Annotated in this window: 25 protein-coding genes and 1 tRNA gene; 5 read left to right on the forward strand and 21 right to left on the reverse strand. The window is 37.9% G+C overall.

Features of this window, described 5'->3' with window-relative positions; translation table 11 throughout:
- The 8 genes from BN1208_RS06175 to BN1208_RS06210 are packed head-to-tail and all read right to left on the reverse strand — an operon-like array spanning position 1 to position 6806.
- The gene (locus BN1208_RS06175; RefSeq protein ID WP_162197767.1) at positions 1-732 is read right to left on the reverse strand and encodes a DUF1365 domain-containing protein; all 732 of its coding nucleotides are present in this window, start codon (positions 730-732) and stop codon (positions 1-3) included.
- 1 nt (position 733) lies between these two features.
- The gene (locus BN1208_RS06180; RefSeq protein ID WP_046488841.1) at positions 734-1978 is read right to left on the reverse strand and encodes an NAD(P)/FAD-dependent oxidoreductase; all 1245 of its coding nucleotides are present in this window, start codon (positions 1976-1978) and stop codon (positions 734-736) included.
- Positions 1979-1980: 2 nt separating this feature from the next.
- Complete coding sequence (locus tag BN1208_RS06185; RefSeq protein ID WP_173424754.1) at positions 1981-2922, reverse strand: acyl-CoA desaturase; 942 nt, start codon at positions 2920-2922, stop codon at positions 1981-1983.
- Positions 2923-2924: 2 nt separating this feature from the next.
- Positions 2925-3392 carry a lipocalin family protein gene (locus BN1208_RS06190; protein ID WP_231854578.1) on the reverse strand — a complete coding sequence of 156 codons (468 nt, stop codon included), beginning with the start codon at positions 3390-3392 and terminating at the stop codon, positions 2925-2927.
- Between the two features lie 55 nt (positions 3393-3447).
- Positions 3448-4206: a DUF1295 domain-containing protein gene (locus tag BN1208_RS06195; protein ID WP_046488846.1), complete on the reverse strand. Its 759-nt coding sequence runs from the start codon at positions 4204-4206 to the stop codon at positions 3448-3450.
- Complete coding sequence (locus tag BN1208_RS06200; RefSeq protein ID WP_046488847.1) at positions 4203-4709, reverse strand: DUF2878 domain-containing protein; 507 nt, start codon at positions 4707-4709, stop codon at positions 4203-4205. Before BN1208_RS06200 ends, BN1208_RS06195 begins: the two co-directional genes overlap by 4 nt.
- Entirely contained in the window at positions 4710-5765 is a 1056-nt protein-coding gene (locus BN1208_RS06205) for an SAM-dependent methyltransferase (RefSeq protein WP_046488849.1), read from the reverse strand. It abuts the gene before it with no gap.
- A 36-nt stretch (positions 5766-5801) separates the two neighbouring features.
- A complete protein-coding gene (locus BN1208_RS06210) occupies positions 5802-6806 on the reverse strand; it encodes a S1 family peptidase (protein ID WP_046488851.1) in 1005 nt (334 codons plus the stop codon).
- 51 nt (positions 6807-6857) lie between these two features.
- Here BN1208_RS06210 and BN1208_RS06215 point away from each other — a divergent pair, with 51 nt between their 5' ends.
- Entirely contained in the window at positions 6858-7220 is a 363-nt protein-coding gene (locus tag BN1208_RS06215) for a DUF2237 family protein (protein ID WP_046488853.1), read from the forward strand.
- Positions 7221-7223: 3 nt separating this feature from the next.
- Positions 7224-7508 (forward strand): 4a-hydroxytetrahydrobiopterin dehydratase, encoded by a 285-nt coding sequence (locus tag BN1208_RS06220; RefSeq protein ID WP_046488855.1) that lies wholly within the window; start codon positions 7224-7226, stop codon positions 7506-7508.
- Here BN1208_RS06220 and BN1208_RS06225 read toward each other — a convergent pair.
- Entirely contained in the window at positions 7505-8038 is a 534-nt protein-coding gene (locus tag BN1208_RS06225) for a peroxiredoxin (protein ID WP_156157796.1), read from the reverse strand. The two genes, BN1208_RS06220 and BN1208_RS06225, sit on opposite strands and share 4 nt — an antisense overlap.
- Positions 8039-8170: 132 nt before the next feature.
- Here BN1208_RS06225 and BN1208_RS06230 point away from each other — a divergent pair, with 132 nt between their 5' ends.
- Positions 8171-8404: a helix-turn-helix domain-containing protein gene (locus tag BN1208_RS06230; RefSeq protein ID WP_052734662.1), complete on the forward strand. Its 234-nt coding sequence runs from the start codon at positions 8171-8173 to the stop codon at positions 8402-8404.
- 6 nt (positions 8405-8410) lie between these two features.
- Here BN1208_RS06230 and BN1208_RS06235 read toward each other — a convergent pair whose 3' ends face one another.
- From BN1208_RS06235 to rpsU, 6 genes are all read right to left on the reverse strand, one after another.
- Positions 8411-8671 carry a transcription initiation factor IIE subunit alpha family protein gene (locus tag BN1208_RS06235; protein WP_028818020.1) on the reverse strand — a complete coding sequence of 87 codons (261 nt, stop codon included), beginning with the start codon at positions 8669-8671 and terminating at the stop codon, positions 8411-8413.
- Between the two features lie 39 nt (positions 8672-8710).
- A tRNA-Ile gene (locus BN1208_RS06240) sits at positions 8711-8787 on the reverse strand.
- A gap of 14 nt (positions 8788-8801) precedes the next feature.
- Complete coding sequence (rpoD, locus tag BN1208_RS06245) at positions 8802-10697, reverse strand: RNA polymerase sigma factor RpoD (protein WP_420885853.1); 1896 nt, start codon at positions 10695-10697, stop codon at positions 8802-8804.
- A gap of 154 nt (positions 10698-10851) precedes the next feature.
- Complete coding sequence (gene dnaG / locus BN1208_RS06250) at positions 10852-12603, reverse strand: DNA primase (RefSeq protein ID WP_046488863.1); 1752 nt, start codon at positions 12601-12603, stop codon at positions 10852-10854.
- An 87-nt stretch (positions 12604-12690) separates the two neighbouring features.
- Positions 12691-13137, reverse strand: coding sequence for a GatB/YqeY domain-containing protein (locus BN1208_RS06255; protein WP_046488865.1), 447 nt, complete (start codon positions 13135-13137; stop codon positions 12691-12693).
- 10 nt (positions 13138-13147) lie between these two features.
- The gene (gene rpsU, locus BN1208_RS06260) at positions 13148-13360 is read right to left on the reverse strand and encodes a 30S ribosomal protein S21 (RefSeq protein ID WP_028818016.1); all 213 of its coding nucleotides are present in this window, start codon (positions 13358-13360) and stop codon (positions 13148-13150) included.
- Positions 13361-13480: 120 nt separating this feature from the next.
- Between rpsU and tsaD the strand changes: the two genes are divergently transcribed.
- Entirely contained in the window at positions 13481-14479 is a 999-nt protein-coding gene (tsaD, locus tag BN1208_RS06265) for a tRNA (adenosine(37)-N6)-threonylcarbamoyltransferase complex transferase subunit TsaD (RefSeq protein ID WP_046488867.1), read from the forward strand.
- Between the two features lie 5 nt (positions 14480-14484).
- On the opposite strand, the gene plsY is transcribed toward tsaD, so the two are convergent.
- Positions 14485-15075, reverse strand: a complete 591-nt coding sequence (gene plsY, locus BN1208_RS06270) for a glycerol-3-phosphate 1-O-acyltransferase PlsY (RefSeq protein ID WP_046488869.1) — start codon at positions 15073-15075, stop codon at positions 14485-14487.
- Positions 15076-15127: 52 nt separating this feature from the next.
- On the opposite strand from plsY, the gene BN1208_RS06275 reads away from it, so the two are divergent.
- Positions 15128-15490, forward strand: a complete 363-nt coding sequence (locus BN1208_RS06275) for a dihydroneopterin aldolase (RefSeq protein ID WP_046488870.1) — start codon at positions 15128-15130, stop codon at positions 15488-15490.
- On the opposite strand, the gene xerD is transcribed toward BN1208_RS06275, so the two are convergent.
- The 5 genes from xerD to rpsP are packed head-to-tail and all read right to left on the reverse strand — an operon-like array spanning position 15487 to position 18792.
- Positions 15487-16410: a site-specific tyrosine recombinase XerD gene (gene xerD, locus BN1208_RS06280; RefSeq protein WP_046488872.1), complete on the reverse strand. Its 924-nt coding sequence runs from the start codon at positions 16408-16410 to the stop codon at positions 15487-15489. The genes BN1208_RS06275 and xerD overlap by 4 nt on opposite strands.
- Positions 16411-16466: 56 nt before the next feature.
- Positions 16467-16913 carry a 50S ribosomal protein L19 gene (gene rplS / locus BN1208_RS06285; protein WP_046488875.1) on the reverse strand — a complete coding sequence of 149 codons (447 nt, stop codon included), beginning with the start codon at positions 16911-16913 and terminating at the stop codon, positions 16467-16469.
- A gap of 16 nt (positions 16914-16929) precedes the next feature.
- On the reverse strand, positions 16930-17697 hold the full coding sequence (gene trmD / locus BN1208_RS06290; protein WP_046488877.1) for a tRNA (guanosine(37)-N1)-methyltransferase TrmD: 768 nt from the start codon (positions 17695-17697) through the stop codon (positions 16930-16932).
- Positions 17698-18177 (reverse strand): ribosome maturation factor RimM, encoded by a 480-nt coding sequence (rimM, locus tag BN1208_RS06295; protein WP_028818010.1) that lies wholly within the window; start codon positions 18175-18177, stop codon positions 17698-17700.
- A gap of 54 nt (positions 18178-18231) precedes the next feature.
- Positions 18232-18792 (reverse strand): 30S ribosomal protein S16, encoded by a 561-nt coding sequence (rpsP, locus tag BN1208_RS06300; protein ID WP_046488879.1) that lies wholly within the window; start codon positions 18790-18792, stop codon positions 18232-18234.
- Positions 18793-18813 lie beyond the last annotated feature (21 nt).

Genomic DNA, 18813 nt, shown 5'->3' on the forward strand with positions numbered 1-18813 from the left:
TTAGGGATGTGAAAAAAAAGCAATGCCTTTTATCTTCAAGCATAAAGCTTGCCAATAAATTGAAAAAATTGTCTTAAAAGTTTCAGGGGGGAATTTCAAAAGTAAAAAAGTAAGTGATTGCGTCGTTAATGGTTTTTTTTGAAGTCTCATGGATGCATTGAAAATATGTTGTTTATCATGAATGTTGTTCATAGACACTGCTATCTCTTGCCCTGGCTCTTTAAAGCTCCACTGATATTGAATATCCATAGGCATGAAAGGTGATACATGAAAACTCTTACTAAATTCGAAAGTTTTGATCGGACGCTTTATATTTCTACAGTCATGAACATAAGCATGATTTTCATTCCAAGGCGTATTGGTAATATGCGACACAATAGCTTCTAACTTGTTTTTTGTATTAAAGCAGTAATAAAAACTCACCGGATTAAAACAATACCCAAAATAACGTGGACTTGTAAGTAAATATATCTTGCCCTGATGATTGAAATGAAGCTCTTTTCTAATTTCATCTTGTATAGATTTTTTTAAGTTAGTTTTTTTGTTCCCAAAATAATCTGATCTCAAAAAGCAGCCAAAATTAAAACGGTTATAACTCCAAAAAAAATTATCTGAAAATACACCTTTTAAATTGTCTAAATCAAGATAAAGCAAGCGGATCTGGTACTCGAAGGCATGCTTTTTAGGCTTTGTCCGCGTATGTTTGAGTGTACCTTCATAAATGGCATTCATTCTATAGTCCATGCAAGTCATTAAACTGCTGAATCGCATCTAAGGCACTTTTGACGCCATCCTCATGAAATCCGTTGCCCCAATAAGCCCCCGCAAAAGAGGTGCGATTCATGCCAGAAGTAAGATGATAATTTGATTGGGCCACTATACTTTGTAAACTATATTGTGGGTGGGCATAGGAGAGCTTCTTAATAATTTTCTTCTTATTAATTTTTTCCTGCGGATTTAATGTCACTAATATCGGCACAGTTGTTACTAAATTTTGCAAAATATTCATATTGTATGTAAGAGATACAGGTGAATGAATGTTTTGATTAATATGATAATTCCATGCCGCCCATGCAAGCTTCCTTTTTGGCATAAAGCTCTCGTCATAGTGCAAAATGACTTCATTATCTGTATAGGGTATTGCTCTTAAAGTATTTTTTTCATCTTGAGTAGGGCTTTTAATTAACTTTAATGCTTCATCGCTATGGCATGCAAAAAATACCCAATCAAATTTTTCAGCACGATCGTGAAATTGAATTACCACATGATCACTTTTTCTATCAATCGACTGAATTTTTTCATTGAGTTTAATTTTACTCGCAAAAGATGCAATCAACTTTTGCACATAATTCACTGAACCACCGCTTATGGTTAGCCACTGCGGCCTATCATTAACATTCAACATGCCATGATTATCGAAAAAACGTATAAAAAATTTTGCAGGGAACTCCATCATAGTTTTATAGTTTGATGACCATATAGCAGAACCCATAGGCAATATATAGTATTTTTTAAAAAAATCTGAGTAAGCTTCTTGATCAAGATACTCACCTAAACTTATTTCTTCATTACTATTTAAAAGTAATTTTGAGCTTTTATTAAATCGAAGGATTTCTTTGATCATCTTATAAAAGATTGGGCTTATAAGATTTTTTCTTTGCGCAAAAAGTGTATTCAAATTTGTTCCGTTATATTCAAAATCTTTTTGGCTATCTTTGACACTAAAACTCATAGCGCTATTTTCATATGGCACTTTAAGTTCATCTAAGAGATTTAAAAAATGAGGGTATGTTTTTTTATTGAAGACAATAAAACCTGTATCTACATGAAACTTATTGCTAAACAACTCGACTTCATGGGTGTGGGAGTGTCCACCCACTCTTGAGTTGGATTCAAATAGTGTAATTTGATGATGCGGGTTTAAGTGATAAGCAAGTGTATTACCAGAAATACCTGATCCTATAATTGCTATCTTCATAACTAATGATGAAGATGTTCTATCTTTTTAGATTCTCGGATATTGTCAGAAATAGTGCGAACATCCCATATCACACCCATCATTGATAGAAATTTCAAAATATAATAAGTTAAATCTACTTCCCACCAATAAAAACCTTGTCTTGCAGAGCCTGGGTAGTGGTGGTGGTTATTATGCCAACCTTCGCCGAAGGTCAAAATTGCAATAATAAAATTGTTGCGACTCGTGTCTAGAGTTTCATATCTCTTTTTCCCCCATTGGTGCGCCACAGAATTCACTAGAAAAGTAGCGTGATAAAGCATCACTGTAGAGAGTGAAAATCCCCAAATTAATAATTGGAATCCATTCGTATTTAATTGTGGCTCATATTGATTCAAATAATAGCCAATCACAAATAAGCCGATAGATAATGCTAAAGGCATTAAAAGATCAAACCGATCAATGATTCGTAATTCTGGAAATCTTATGAGTTCTCGAATAAATTTTGTATTGGTCACAAAATTTGATTTGGTTAGAAACCATCCCATATGACTCCACAAAAATCCATGCTCTTTAGGAGAGTGCTTATCCTCCGGCGTATCTGAGTGCATATGATGACCCCTGTGATGAGCCGCCCACCAGAGAGGGCCTCTTTGCACCGCAGTAGCGCCAATCATGGCGAAAATAAGCTGAACGAAACGAGAGGTCTTAAAAGTTTTGTGAGAAAAGTAGCGATGATAGAAACCTGTGATCGCAAACATGCGAATGGCAAATAGAAATATACATACTGTAAAGGCAGTCCAACTAAATCCTACGATCACAATTAGTAAACAAGACAAATGAAGAAGAATGAATGGAATCACTCTCATCCAATCAATTTCCCTGCCAGATGTGATTGATGCATACTTTTCTTCAAGAAAAGAATTATCAAACCAGTAAAATAATTTTTTAAAAAATTTACGCATCATTAATTTGAATGCTCAATCCAGCGTATTTTGTTAATATCATAACCGTCATCTTCGATTTTTTTTACTAAGTTTTTTAATGTATCTTGATCTATCTTTTTTTGGCGTGACATGATCCACACATAATCACGATCATCTCTTGCAATAATAGTATTTTGATAATCTTGATCTAAATAGACGATTTTATACTGTGCTTTGATAGGCCATATAAATTGCATGCCCCATAAAGCATTGCCAGAACCTTTCACCACAAAACCTTTTGGATGGTATGTTTTAATGGGTCCAGTCAAAGATCCTTCATTGAAAGTGAAAGTCGTACCGATCGTGCCATCTTCATTTAACTCATAAGACTCAATGGCATTAAATGCATTTTTTTCAATAAAGGTTGGAATATGGCCAATAACAAACCATGGCCCCATAAATGACTTTAAATTAACTTCGGAAACCGTTTTGATGGGAGCTTGAGTCATACATCCATTCAATAATAGAAAAAATGCTACTAATAGGGTAAATTTATATCGCATATTATGCCTTCCAGAATCGAGGAATTAAAGTATTTACTTTTTTCTTGTAAGTTTGGTACTCATCAAATTTTTTCATGAGATTAGCCTCAAGAAGAGTCACGCCTGAAAACCTTAATATTAAAAAGGTCATAAAAAGTGGCGCTACCAAATTTAAATGAACCCCTGTCACAAGGGTTGTCATAAAAAACCCCCACCATACCAAAAGCTCACCAAAATAGTTTGGATGGCGACTAAATTTCCATAACCCTGATTGTAGGAGCTTTCCACGATTTTTTATGTCGTTCTTAAATAGCATTAATTGATAATCAGCAATTGATTCATACACAATTCCAAATAGCGTCAATGAAAAACCTAATATATCCAACCCAGTTAAAGGATGATCATTTTTTATGGCAATAAAGAGAATCGATCCTACAATCCATGAAAGAATGGATTGAAGTCCAAAAATAATATATACACTTTTATATCTAAAATTAGGTTCGTTATTTTGTCTAATTTTCAAGTAACGCGCATCTTCTGATTTTCCCCAATTTCTTATCGTCAGATAAACCGCAAGACGGGCCCCCCACAAAAAAACTAATAAAAGAACTAAAGCAGACCTTAATGATGGTGCAAATGCTGTATAAAAATAAAGCGCATTGAATACAAAAAATAAACTCCACATAATATCAACATGATTAACATTATTTTTTTTAAGACTGATAAGCCAGCCAAAGTAAGCAAATAAGATATTAATAAATAATGCATTTAAATATATCATGTGCGAAATCCATTCCATTTTTGGGCAATGTATAAACAAACCGGGGTCAGGATCGCCCAACCAAGCGCTAGAGCATATATTGAAAAAGGATTCGTAAGTTGAACAGCATTTAATTGCTCTGCCGCAAAATAAGCTGCAGGGCCGCCGATAAACCCAAATAAAACAGCTAGCACTCTATTAGATTTAAGCCAGCTCAATGAGAGATTAAGCGTGGTTGCGAATAATCCCCACATAGCAACTATCCAAATGGGTACAAGATAATCAATGAATTGATTCTCATAAGTCACTAAATTTGTAATTAATAGTAACTGATCAAATATTGAGCCTAATAGCATGATAATAAATAGCAGAATCGTGGCTTCTTTTTTCTGCGACGCTTGCATGATATGAACTAATAAAATCAAAGCAACAACTGTCATAGATAAAGGGAGTTTTTGCTGAGCAGCTCCCCATACCGAAACAAACCAGCCGAACTGAAAAAGTACAAAATTAATTAATTTCATTTATTTCTTTGGTCTCTCAAATTGATAATGAGCGACCCACCACTCTTGGCCATGTCGGTATCCAAACAATTCAGCACAGGCCATATAAAAAATACGCCATCGATTAAACCATTGCGTCGCATGTTGATTGCCGTAAGTTTTTTTGAGGATAGGATAAATATGTGACTTCTTTTGATCCATATTGTCTAACCAAGCATTTGCTGTCTTTTCATAATGCGTTCCATCCCAGCACCATTTTTGATTCAATTTTAAATGCTCTTGAAAATGTAACGGCAGATCATCGCTTGGCATCATTCCCCCTGAAAAGAAAAATTTGCTCATCCAGTCATCCTTATCTTTTACTTCAAAAGGGTAAGGGGTATGTTGATGCACGAAAATATGCATAAAGAATTTACCACCTGGCTTTAGCCAATCATGAAGCATTCGATAAAGTTTTCTATGATTTCGCATGTGCTCGAACATTTCAATTGAGACAATGCGATCAAAAACTTTTGGAATCTTAAAGTTTTTAGGTTGGAATCGATTCATATCGCATGTGATGACATGAATATTGTTAAGCCTTCTTTTTTTGGCCTCAGTTTCAATAAAAACTCTTTGGCTATTTGAATTAGATACTGCAAATATTCGACTTTTCGGATATTTTTTTGCCATAAAAAGCGTTAATGAGCCCCAACCACATCCAAGCTCTAAAATAGTTTGTCCATTTTTTAAATCAGCATGTTCAGCGCTGATGTTAAGCGCATTAAATTCTGCATCATCTAAATGATTTGTGTTGCTGTCCCAATAGCAACTACTATATTTTTTATGTTTGCCTAAACAAAAATCAAAAAAAGAAGATGGCACTTCATAGTGTTGTTTGTTTGCAAGGTGCGGCACGAGAGCGATAGGCGATTGATCCATGCTTTTTAAAAAGATACTTTTAAAATCTTGTGATGTTTCTGTATCTTGATAGCTGATTTCATCAAGGCGTTTCTTTAAAAGCTGTCTAATTCCGAAACGGATAAGTGAATCTGGAAGCAACCCTTTTTCAGCAAGTAATAGAGCTTGTTTTAACATAGTGAAATATTTTTTTAAAGTTGTAGGTGATAAATCTTACTTTAACTTATCTAGTTTATTCAAAATAACTTCTGCGAGACTTGTATTTAATTGATTGACCTTTTTTTGAATATTTTGTAGGGCAGCTAAATCTTTTTCAGATTCGGCTATTTCTGCTAACCCCATCATGGCATCCGCATGTCTAGGGTTTATTTTTTCAGCCTTCGAAAATGCTTCTTTTGCAGCTTTCAGATCTTTTTTCCCTTGGCTAGCTAACCCCAAAAAATACCAAGCATCAGATGAATTTGGCTCTTCTTTGATCCACAAGTCTGAAATGGACTTCAGCGTATCCCATTCTTTATTCTGGTAGGGAATTACTACTTTCATAAAATAAGGCTTTTGTTCGAATGGCATAGCCCAAAAAGGAATATCTAAAGTTTTAAGTGATTTAGTATTGGGCTCCTTCATAAGCTTTTTAATCCATTCCACTGGCAAGCTGTAAAAAAATCCCTGTGGTCCTGGACTTTTAAATGTTGTAATCCCAATTAGATTATATTTTTCATCGAATAGGCCGCCGCCACTTGAACCAAGAGAAAAGGCAGCATCTGACCTAATAATGACACTGCTATCTAAGCGATGCATCGCCTTAACGGACCCATAAGATGGCTGTGGCACACTAGTTCCATTAGGATAACTAATACTAAATACATCTTCTTCATATTGCAGTGTTTGACTGTCGCGAAGAGGCACTGGCGTAAATGGTAACTCTTCAAACTTTAATAAACATAAATCATGTTTCCAATCTGCCTTAAATGCGATTGGCTTATATGTATCATCATATTTAGAAATATTAGCGCCCAATGTATTCGCAATCACATGGCAGTCAGTTGCAACATATTCCTTACTCACAACAACACCTGTTCCAGTGCCTGAGGAGCCATCGGGAAAATCAACATTAACGACAACAATTGAATTATTAAGCTCTAATAATTTTGCAAAAGTGGGGATTGCTTGTGCTTGTGTCGCAATAAGCAATAAAAATAAACTTATAGTGTTTTTCATGGTCTTACTGACTCTTAGATTTAAATATCGTTCACAGTGGTGTCTTAGAAAATGGCAATTAAAAATGTTCTCGGAACAAAATTAGAACTTTGTAACCTTAACCCTATCACAGGATTCACTCGAAGTGGATGCTGTGAAACAGGCCCCGAAGATGTTGGCCAGCATACAGTATGCGCAGAAGTCACCGAAGAATTCCTCCAATTCTCTAAATTAAAAGGCAATGACTTAACGACTCCAAGACCTGAGTATGAGTTTGTGGGACTTAAAAAGGGAGATCGTTGGTGTTTATGCGCCAACCGATGGCTAGAAGCCTTAGAAGATGGTGTTGCACCTCCTGTCGTTTTAGAGGCGACACATGAAAAAGCTTTAGAAATTATTGATCTTGCAGAACTTAAATACCACCAACTAAGGTAATCCATGGCTTATAACGCAAAAGAAATAGAAGAAAAATTAAAACATAAGTGTACATTTTGGTCTTATATTTTTCCTTCGATTGAAAGAAAATTCTTCACACAGAATTTTGATGATTCGATTCGAATAGCAAATGAAATTGCAAAAATTGCGAATCAACTAAATCACCATCCGGAACTCGTATTTAAGCATAATGCCCTGATCATCAGAATTCATACCCATAGCGCGTCAGGGATTACAGATAAAGATTTTGAATTAGCTGAAAAAATCGATCAATTACTACTAGCTTAAATTTGTTGTTTAAGCGTTTTTAAATCCTCAATAATTTCTTGGCTATGTTTTGAGGTATCTATACTGAGATAAATTTTTGCAATCTTGCCTTGAGGATTAATCAGATAGGTGTATCTCTTCGCAAGCTTTATCACTAAAAAGTTATTCAATGCTCCGTAGCGACTTGCAACCTCGCCTGAACTATCTGACAGTAGAGGGAAGGGTAAATTATATTTTTCAGCAAATTTCTTATGTGAAAAACTATCATCAATACTCACGCCGACCACTTTGGCACCCAAGCTCTCTAGAAATTTAAAATCATCCCGAAAGTGGCAGGCCTCAGTAGTGCAGCCAGGCGTGTCATCTTTTGGATAAAAATACAGAACAAGCCATTTGCCTTTATAGTCAGTTAAATTAACTTGATTGCCTTGGCTATCTGGAAGTGTAAAAGTTGGTGCGTCATCGCCTATCTTTAAAATAGGCGCTGCCATAACATTTGCTCTAAGCAAATAAAACACTATAGCGATACCAATTAAAATAAAAATCTTCATATAAATATATTTATCTGTAAATGAACGAATCTTCCAAATAAGCTGGATTTATAAGGGTCTTACAACATCTACTTCAAAGCATGTCGTCTAAGAATGACAGAATTAATTTTTTAAATACTGCATAGTAGCTATGTGAACAAACTTTCAAAAATAGATAGCACCTTCGGTACAGTTCTTCGAAAAAAAAGGCTTACTAAAAAACTCACACAAGAAGCCTTGTCAATTGAATCCAGTCTTTCGCGAGCTTATATCAGTGAATTAGAAATGGGTCATAAAGACCCGAGTCTCTTCACGATATTTAAGTTAGCTACCGCTTTAAAAATTAAGCCTTCCACTATGATCGACGAAGTCGAGCGTCAGATTTAATTTAAATTACTGAGGCGGTGCTGCAGGTGCTTTTCTGCCTGGCGCTGCTGGCGGTGTATAGCCTGCGATACGACACTGAATACCTTCAACGAGTTTACCTTTAGCGCCATGTTGAATAATGGTACATGTCTGAATTAAATTCTTGCTTTGTAATTCTGAAATCGTTTTTCTTAACTCTTTTAAATCAATCCCCGTATCTTTGACGATCTCGTGATCAATTTTTTGTCCGTGTTTTTGTAAATATTTTAATACTACTTCTTTTGTCATATTATTACCTTCCTTTTTGCTTACTTTTTAATTCTAATTTGGTGGGCCCACCTGGACTCGAACCAGGGACCAAAGGATTATGAGTCCTCTGCTCTAACCAACTGAGCTATAGGCCCTCTGATAGATTGGTTTACTCTTTTCCGTTTTCTAAAAAGCTACGTAATCTTTCGGAGCGTGTTGGATGTCTTAATTTTCTCAAAGCCTTCGCTTCAATTTGTCGAATACGTTCACGTGTCACATCAAACTGCTTACCCACTTCTTCTAATGTATGGTCTGTATTCATTTCGATACCAAAACGCATACGCAAAACTTTAGCTTCCCGCGGTGTAAGAGACTCTAAAATTTCTGCTGTCACATCACGAAGTGATCCATAGACGGCGGCATCAATCGGTGTCAATGTCGCTGCATCCTCAATAAAGTCACCAAGATGAGAATCTTCATCATCACCAATCGGTGTTTCCATCGAAATAGGCTCTTTGGAAATTTTTAAAATCTTACGAATCTTATCTTCAGGCATTTCCATTTTTTCAGCGAGTACTGATGGGTCAGGTTCAGCACCTGTGGATTGTAAAATTTGTCGTGAGATACGATTCATCTTATTAATCGTTTCAATCATATGCACTGGAATACGAATTGTTCTTGCTTGGTCGGCAATCGAGCGTGTAATCGCTTGTCGAATCCACCAAGTCGCATACGTTGAAAATTTATAGCCACGACGATATTCAAATTTGTCGACTGCTTTCATTAAACCGATATTGCCTTCTTGAATGAGATCTAGGAATTGAAGTCCACGGTTGGTGTATTTTTTTGCAATCGAAATCACAAGGCGTAAGTTAGCTTCAATCATTTCACGTTTAGCACGGCGAGCTCTGGCTTCACCTGTTGTCATTTGCTTATTGATTTCTTTTAAATCTTTAATTGATAAGCCCGCTTCTTTTTCAATCGCAATCAATTGATCTTGCTGGTCTACAATGGAATGCTTAAAGCGTTCTAATTTTGCGTTATAAGCTTTGTCTAGCTTTAATTCATCGGTAAGCCAATTGAGATTTGTTTCATTGCCTGGAAAACTCTTAATAAAATGTGTGCGAGGCATACCTGATTTTTCTACACTGAAGTCCATCAATTTTCTTTCGTGTATACGAATTTGATTCACGCGATTTCTAACGGAGTCACAAAGGGCTTCCACTTGTTTCGCCGAGAATCTAAATTCCATAAGTTCTTTTAAAACAGATTCATGAAGTTTTTTGTACGCAGGAGCGTCAATGCCTTTTTTAATACGAATATCATTCATCTTCTGATTGGTTTTTCGAATCTTAGCAAAGCGGGTTAAAACTTCTTCACGCAACTTGGCAAGTGCTTCAGCTGAAATTGCAGCGGCCTTGGCGCCATCTGCATCATCATCTTCTTCTACATCAATCTCTTCTTCGACTTCCTCTTCGGCTTCGGCAGCCACGATCGGAGCTTCGACTTCTACATCGATTAAGCCATCTACCACTTCATCCACACTTAATTCATTAGCTTCAACTTTATCTACCATCGCAAGAAGTTCAGTGATAGTCGTAGGACATGCCGCAATCGCTTGCACCATGTGTTTTAAACCGTCTTCAATACGTTTTGCAATTTCGATTTCACCTTCACGGGTCAATAGATCTACAGTACCCATTTCGCGCATATACATTCTTACAGGATCTGTTGTTCTTCCAAATTCAGAATCTACAGTCGCAAGCGCTTGCTCAGCTTCTTCAGCTGCTTCTTCGTCTGTGACAGGAGGTGGCACATCTGCCATGAGGAGCGCTTCTGCATCAGGCGCTTGTTCATAAACCATGATCCCCATGTCGTTGATCATGCTGACAATACCTTCGATTTGTTCTGACTCTTGAATTTCGTCAGGTAAGTGGTCGTTGATTTCAGCGAAAGTCACATAGCCTCGCTCTTTACCAAGGACGATTAAGGTTTTAAGACGGGCACGTCGCTCTTCAACAGCTTGCGGATTTGCGTCATTCGCATTTCCGTAGAAATCTTTCATTTTGGGGTTCTTTTTTTGCGACGGGTCTTTTTTTGGTCTGGCCATGCTTTACCTCTTCTTGTTAGGGCTTATTTTGCCTTATAAATCAACAAAATATAAATAAACACGTAACCTTCAAGTGTACCAAAAAGGGTCTTTTTGGTCAATGAAAGGCTTAAGTTTTAGGGGGCGTTTTGGGTCTTTGGGTCAGGGTTTTAAGGTGCTCTTTTTCTTCATTTGTTAAGCTACTTAAAGGCTTGTCTTTTAAAGCGCTAAAATGGGCCTTCGTTTTAGACGCTTTACCTTGCTCAAGCAGGGTTTTTCTTGCCCCCTCAATTTCAGACTCAAAATGGATCTGGTCATCAAAGTGGGTCAGCTCTTCATTGACCAAATCCATCACCATATTATCTACCTGTGACCTTAGACCATGAAGGATTGAAGAAGGTTTCGATTCAGGTTGATTTAAGGCAATCTCTAAGACTTTTTTAAGTAAATCGTCTTCAAAAGATTCTGTTTGGGCCAAAACCAAGTCTTCGCTGATGGCGAGCTTAGGCTTTAGGATGAGAAGTAAAATAAATTGCCGTTTAACTGATGAAGGCAGTTTTCCCTTCGTTTTAAATTGTGCTTTATTAGATTGAAATTGAGGTTGCGCCACATGAAGTAATTGATCTATTTCTTTATCATTTAAATGTAGTAATTCCGCAAAGCGTTTTCGTAAAAGTAAGCTTAATTTAGGGGCCGTGATTTCTTTTAAGATAGGTTCTGCTTCATTTAAAAATTTTACTTTGTCTTCTTGGGTCGCTAAATGATTTTTTTCAGTTAAGTGCTGCATTAAGTATTGTGATAAAGGCATTGCATCCTGCATCATTGATTCAAAAGCTTCCTTGCTATGCAATCTAATAAAACTATCAGGATCATGTTCTTCAGGTAAAAATAAAAATTTCAAAACAACTTTATCATTAAGGCTCGGTAGTGCATTTATCATGGCGCGCCACGCTGCTGCCTTACCTGCATTATCGCCATCAAAACAAAAAATAATCGTATCAGTTTGACGCATTAATTTTTTAATATGGAATGCAGATGTGGCGGTACCCAATGTGGCAACCGCATGCATCACACCAAATTGCGCGAGACCTACGACATCCATATAACCTTCAACTACAAGCACACAGCCTTTTTCACGAATCGCTCGACGCGCTGCAAAAAGACCATAGAGCTCTTGGCTCTTTTGAAAGAGCGGTGTTTCAGGTGAGTTGTAATATTTAGGTGTATCTTCAGGATTAATCACACGCCCACCGAATCCAATAATTTCACCCTTCATATTATGAATAGGGAACATGATGCGATCTCGGAATCGATCATAGCGTTTTCCTTGATCATTTTTTAAAACAAGACCTGCAATATTTAGCGCCTCATCATCATATTTTTTAAATACACTTTCTAAGTTTTGCCAACCTTCGGGGGCATATCCTAACTGAAATGTTTTAGCAATTTGTCCTGTAAGCCCACGTTTTTTTAAATACTCAATCGCGCGTTCTGATTTTTTTAACGCACTTTGATAATACTGAGATGCAAGCTCTAAGGCTTCACCAAGCGCTAAATTTTTTTCTTTAACCTCGGGTGAAATTTTTTGTGAATCTTGCGGTACAGTGAGACCCACTGATTTAGCGAGATCTTCTACCGCATCTACAAAGCTCATACCTTGATATTCGATTAAGAAACTTAAAACTGATCCATGCGCGCCGCAACCAAAGCAATGGTAAAACTGTTTTGAAGGGCTGACTGTAAATGAGGGTGACTTTTCTTGATGAAAAGGGCAACAAGCCACATAGTTACTACCGGCTTTTTTTAAAGGCACACTTTTATCAATCACATCAATCACATCGACGCGATTTAAAAGTTCTTGGATGAATGACTCTGGAATCATATGCGTTTAATCATAGCTTAAAAATAAAAAGGAGCCTTAAGCCCCTTCATCATTTTTTTAAATTTTTATATTGAGTTTTTCGAAGGTTTATTGACCGAGCTTTTGTTTGATGAGGGCTGATAATTTACCCATATCTGCTCGACCGACTACTTGCGGTTTAACGATCGCCATCACTTGACCCATCTCTTTAATGCTTGTGGCGTTTGCAGATTTAATCGCGGCATCTAAAATGGCACTCACCTCCTCGTCACTAAGGGCTTGGGGAAGATAGCTTTGTAAGATCACCCCTTCAGCTTTTTCAACATCAGCTAAATCTTGTCTTTTTGCAGATTCATAGGCTTCAATGGAATCACGACGTTGCTTTAACATTTTTTCAATAACAGCCATGACATCTTGATCAGTCAATTCAATACGCTCATCGACTTCACGTTGTTTAATAGCTGATTGAAGAAGTCTAATCGTGCCAAGACGAACGACATCTTTAGCGCGCATAGCATCCTTCATGTCCTCAGTAATTTTTACTTTTAAGGACATCTTGAAAAAATTAGAATAATTTGGGGGGGAGCATTTGATTGCGAAGACGACGGTACTGACGCTTCACTGCGGCGGCAGCTTTACGTTTACGTTCCCACGTTGGCTTCTCATAGAACTCACGCGCACGTAAGTCGTTGATAAGACCGGTTTTCTCAATTAAGCGCTTGAAACGACGAAGTGCTACGTCGAATGGCTCGTTTTCTTTTACACGTACTGTTGACATTAAACTCTCTTATTTTAAATAATGCGTTTTTGTGTGTGTTTTCCCAAATAGAATTTCGGAAAAGCCCGTTATTTTAATGCTAATCTACTCATTTATCAATCTTTTTTGAGCCTTAAACCCATGTTGGTACTTGGTATTGAAACTTCCTGTGACGAGACTGGACTCGCCCTTTTTGATAATGAAAAAGGTCTTTTAGGTCATGTCCTTCACTCTCAGGTCGACCTTCATGAAGCTTATGGTGGGGTAGTTCCCGAATTGGCGTCGCGAGACCATATTAGGCTTATTTTACCCCTACTTGAAAGTCTTTTTAAAAAGACGGGAGTTAAAAAAGAGGATGTGGATGCGATTGCTTATACGCAAGGACCAGGTCTATCTGGGGCTTTATTGGTCGGAAGTTCGCTCGCTGAAGCGCTAGCTTTTTCACTTCAAATCCCTACGATCCCGATCCATCATCTAGAGGGTCATTTATTAGCCCCCTTATTAGAAGGAGATCCACCCACTTTTCCTTTTTTAGCCCTTTTAGTTTCTGGCGGTCACACACAAATTATCCATGTGAAAAAAATCGGACAATACGAAATTATTGGCGACACTTTGGATGATGCCGCAGGGGAAGCTTTTGATAAAACAGCGCAATTATTAGGCTTAGGTTATCCAGGCGGATTAGCCTTGTCACTTTTAGCTGAAAAAGGAAAGCCTCGTTTTGATTTACCAAGACCGCTCATGCATAGCAAAGATTTAAATTTTAGTTTTAGTGGATTAAAGACGGCAGTGTTACATTTAATCCGCGCACAGGAATATCTAACAGATGAAATCAAAGCTGATATTGCTTTTGCATTCCAGGAAGCGATCACTGATGTCTTAACTAAAAAATGTCTCATAGGGCTCGATCAAACACACTTAAAAAATCTGATCGTATCAGGCGGTGTTGGAGCTAATAAGCAATTGCGACAAAAATTAAAAACTGAATTATCTAAAAAAAATTATGAAGTCTTTTTTCCGCGCTTAGAATTTTGCACAGACAATGGCGCCATGATTGCATTTACAGGTGCGATGCGATTAAAAACTTCTTTAAAATCTGATCTTAGATTTGCAGTGAAACCAAGGTGGCAACTCGCTTAAAAAAATTATTTCTTATCCTTAAAGCTTGATTCGGTGCCATTGATTAAGCGTTTAAGATTATCAATATGACGAAGAATTAAAATGAGAGCAATGATGGATGAAGCAATCAATTGATAAAAATCAATCTCATAAAAAAAGCCAATCACAGGGGATAAGCTTCCAGCAATGATGGCCGCCAAAGACGAATAACGCCAGATCATAAACACACCGAACCATATAGCCAAGACAGTGAATCCCATTACCCACGAAAACATAAAGAGAATACCTGCAGCCGTTGCTACACCCTTGCCACCTTTGAAACCATAATAGATAGGAAAAATATGTCCTAGGAGTGTGGCAATCGCAACGAGCGCTACCATCAGCGGAGATAATTCAAAATATTGCGCTAAGCCAACTGTCAATGTGCCTTTAAGCGCATCGCCTAATAGAGTTAATAAAGCGGCTAATTTTTTCCCTGTTCTTAAGACATTCGTCGCTCCTGGATTTTTAGAGCCTATGGTTCGAGGATCAGGTAGAGAAAATAAATGACTCATCACGATGCCAAATGAAATGGCGCCGATCAGATAACTAAAAAGAATGTAAATCACGTTCATCATTTGAAAATCACTTTATAATGAAAGCTCTATTTTACAATTTTTTGAAGCACTCATGACGGCCCCACTTATTTTTATAGAAGAGATGAAAGTTGAAACTATTATTGGCGTTTCGGATTGGGAACGCGCACTCCCTCAAATACTGTTGGTCGATCTTGAAATGGCGCTACCACAAATCACTTCAACGACTTCCGATTTAGTTGGAGATACCATTGATTACGCAATGGTTGCTGAGCGCATTAAATCTATCACATCAAGTCACACGTTTAAACTTCTAGAGCCTTTAGCTCATCTCATTATTGAAACATTAGAAAAAGAATTTAAGTCGCCTTGGTTGAAACTGAAAATTTCAAAACCGCACATCTTGCCTCAAGTGAAAGCGCTGGGCGTGATCTTTGAAAAAGGGAGTCGCCCTTAACCCCTCGGGTGATGTGTTTCGTGAAGTTTCTTTAAGCGCTCGCGTGCCACATGGGTATAAATTTGTGTCGTTGAAATATCTGCATGTCCCAATAGCATTTGAACGACTCTTAAATCTGCGCCATGATTAAGTAAGTGTGTAGCAAATGCATGTCGCAACACATGCGGAGACAATGTTTTTTGAATGCCTGCGATCAATGCGTAGCGTTTAATTAAATGCCAAAACGATTGGCGCGTCATACATTCTCCGCGATGTGTGACAAACAAATCATCCGACATATGTTGATTAAGAATATGAGATCTTCCTTCTTTTAAATAGCGATCAATCCATTCGACAGCCACTTCGCCCATGGGAACTAGTCTTGTTTTACTACCCTTCCCTGTGACGCGAATCACGCCATCACTTAAACTCACTTCAGTCACTCTTAAGCTAATGAGTTCTGTGACGCGTAAACCGCACGCATAAAGAAGTTCTAACATCGCACGATCACGAAGACCCAAAGGTGTTTCAATCTCAGGCGCTTTTAAAAGAGATTCCACCTCAGTTTCATTCAAACTTTTAGGTAGTGATTTCGGTAATTTCGGCGCTTCAATATGAAGGGTAGGATCTTCATTTATATGAAACTCACGTAAGTGGAAACGATAGAAACGTCTAAGTGTTGCGATCAATCTTGAAATGCTTCTCGCTTTGACATGACTAAATTTATTGGCAAGATAAGCTTGAATATCACTTTGATTAGCCTCCAATAATATTTTTTTAATATTTCCATTTAAAAATTCGGAGAACTGCATTAAATCAAAACGATAACTCTCTAAAGTATTTTTAGCTAAACCGTCTTCAAGCCATAGATGATCAATGAATTGATCGATGACTTTTTTTTCGTCATCAGAAATAACAATGGGATCTCGTGTCTTTTTCATGAATATAAAAAGATTAGCACAAATAAAAAAGCCCCGCTTTAACGGGGCTTTTTAAATTACTCAGCTGCCTTATCGGGAGCTGCCTCAGGCGCTGCCGCCTTAGGTGTTTCTGTTTTTGGAATATCTTGAATAATTTCTTTTTCGCGTGCATCTAATTTTTCACGGATACGCGCAGATTTACCTGAACGTTCACGTAAGTAATAAAGTTTTGCACGGCGTACATCACCGCGACGCTTTAATTCGATCGATGCGATGAGTGGAGAATAAGTTTGGAATGTGCGCTCAACACCTTCACCTGATGAAATCTTTCTCACAGTGAATGCTGAATTAAGCCCGCGATTTCTTTTTGAAATCACAACACCTTCGTAAAGCTGTACACGTTTTCTTGTACCTTCAACTACATTTACACCCACTACGACTGTGTCGCCTGGTGCAAAGTTGGGGATGGTTTTACCTAGACGAGCAATTTCTTCTTGCTCTAATAATTGAATAATATCTGCCATAATCCGTTCCTTTTAGTTATATAGAGTCTTGTTCCTGCTTATCAATTTCTTGAAGCAGCCGAGTCTCTTCTTTAGTCAACAGCCTTGCGGCTAACAAATCAGGTCGTTTGACCTTGGTTAACGCTAACGATTGCTGTAATCGCCAGGCGCTAATTCTAGCATGGTTACCCGACAATAATACATCCGGAACCCTGGATCCTTCATACACCTCAGGTCTCGTATAGTGAGGGCAATCAAGTAAGCCATTCACAAACGAATCCTCAATAGCTGAGTTATCATCACCTAACACCCCTGGTAGCTGCCTAATAATGGCATCCATCACCACCATGGTGGGCAATTCTCCCCCACTTAATACGTAGTCCCCAATTGAAATTTCTTCATCAACACTACTTTCAATCAGTCGCTCATCAACCCCTTCATAACGACTCGCTAAAAAAATGAGCCCTGAAGCTTTTGACAATTCCATTACTTTTTGATGTGTGAGTGGCAATCCTCTTGGGGATAAATGAATCACTCGCACATCTTGAATACCTTTATTCATTTGCGCTTTTTTAGCCGCATCGATCGCCTTCTTTAAAGGCTCAATCATCATCAGCATGCCAGGGCCGCCGCCATAAGGCCTATCATCCACTGTACGATGTGTATCACTCGTAAAATCTCTTGGATTCCATAACGTTAAATCTACAAACGCTTCATGAAATGCGCGAGAGGTAATACCGAAATCCTTTAATGCTTGAAACATCTCAGGAAAAAGTGTCACCACATCAAAAGATAAAGGTTTCATTTAAAAATCTTTATCCCAGTCGACTTCAATTTCTTTTTTTTCCATATCCACATTTAAAATTACATGAGGAATAAAAGGGATTAAATACTCTTTGTCGCCCTTAACGACTAAGACATCGTTCGCTCCTGTTTCCAGAAAAGTTTGAACAACACCTAAATGTTCTTGTTTCTGGTTGATGACGGCATGTCCCATCAAATCATTCCAGTAATATTCGCCTTTTTCTAAGGCGGGTAACTCATGCTTGGGTATTAAAATTGTTTTATTTCTTAACCCAAATGCTGCATCTCGATCATCGATATTTACTAACTTAGCAACGATACTATTGCCGTGTATTTTTGATGTTTCGATCGGATAACTTATGGATGATTTTTCATCCCCAATAAGCCACTCTTTTTTGTTCAGAAGTTGATTGATATCTACCGTGAAGGGCTGGATCTTGATCCAACCTTTGACACCATATGGCCCACTGATGCGTGCCATGATAAATTTTTCACTCTCAGTCATATCACTTGTATCAACAAGTGAATCAAAACATTAAGCGCTTTCAGCTGGTGGTTCAGTCGCCTCTGCTGGAGCTTCTTCAGGAGCTACTGCTTCTGTTGGAGTTGCTTCAGGAGCTGCTGCTTCTGGGGCTGCCTCAACTGGAGCTGCATCTGTGGTTACTTCAGGAGCTGCTGCTTCTGCAGGAGCCGCCTCAGGTGCAGGTGCAGCTGCTGCTGCCTTAGCTTTTTCTTCCGCTTCTTTAGCGTCCATCGCTACTTTTAATTCTTCAGCTTTCTTAGCAGCTTCTTTAGCTTTTCTCACCTCTACTTTATCTGCATCTTTTTTCTTTAAAGCCACAATTGCCTCTGGGCCTTTTGCATGAAGCTTAACTAAACGATTCACTGAATCTGAAAGGAGTGCGCCATGACCTTTCCAATGCGTCACACGTTCGTTATCAATACGAAGTGCTTCGGTGCCAATCTTAGCCATTGGGTTATAAAAACCAATACGCTCAATAAAGCGTCCGTCGCGGCGATTTCTTGAATCTGCCACTACTACATTGTAAAAAGGGGTCTTTTTTGAACCGCCTCTAGAAAGTCGAATAATTACCATAATTTACACTCTTCAATTAGT

The organism is Candidatus Methylopumilus planktonicus (assembly GCF_000981505.1).
GTDB classification, from domain to species: Bacteria; Pseudomonadota; Gammaproteobacteria; order Burkholderiales; family Methylophilaceae; genus Methylopumilus; species Methylopumilus planktonicus.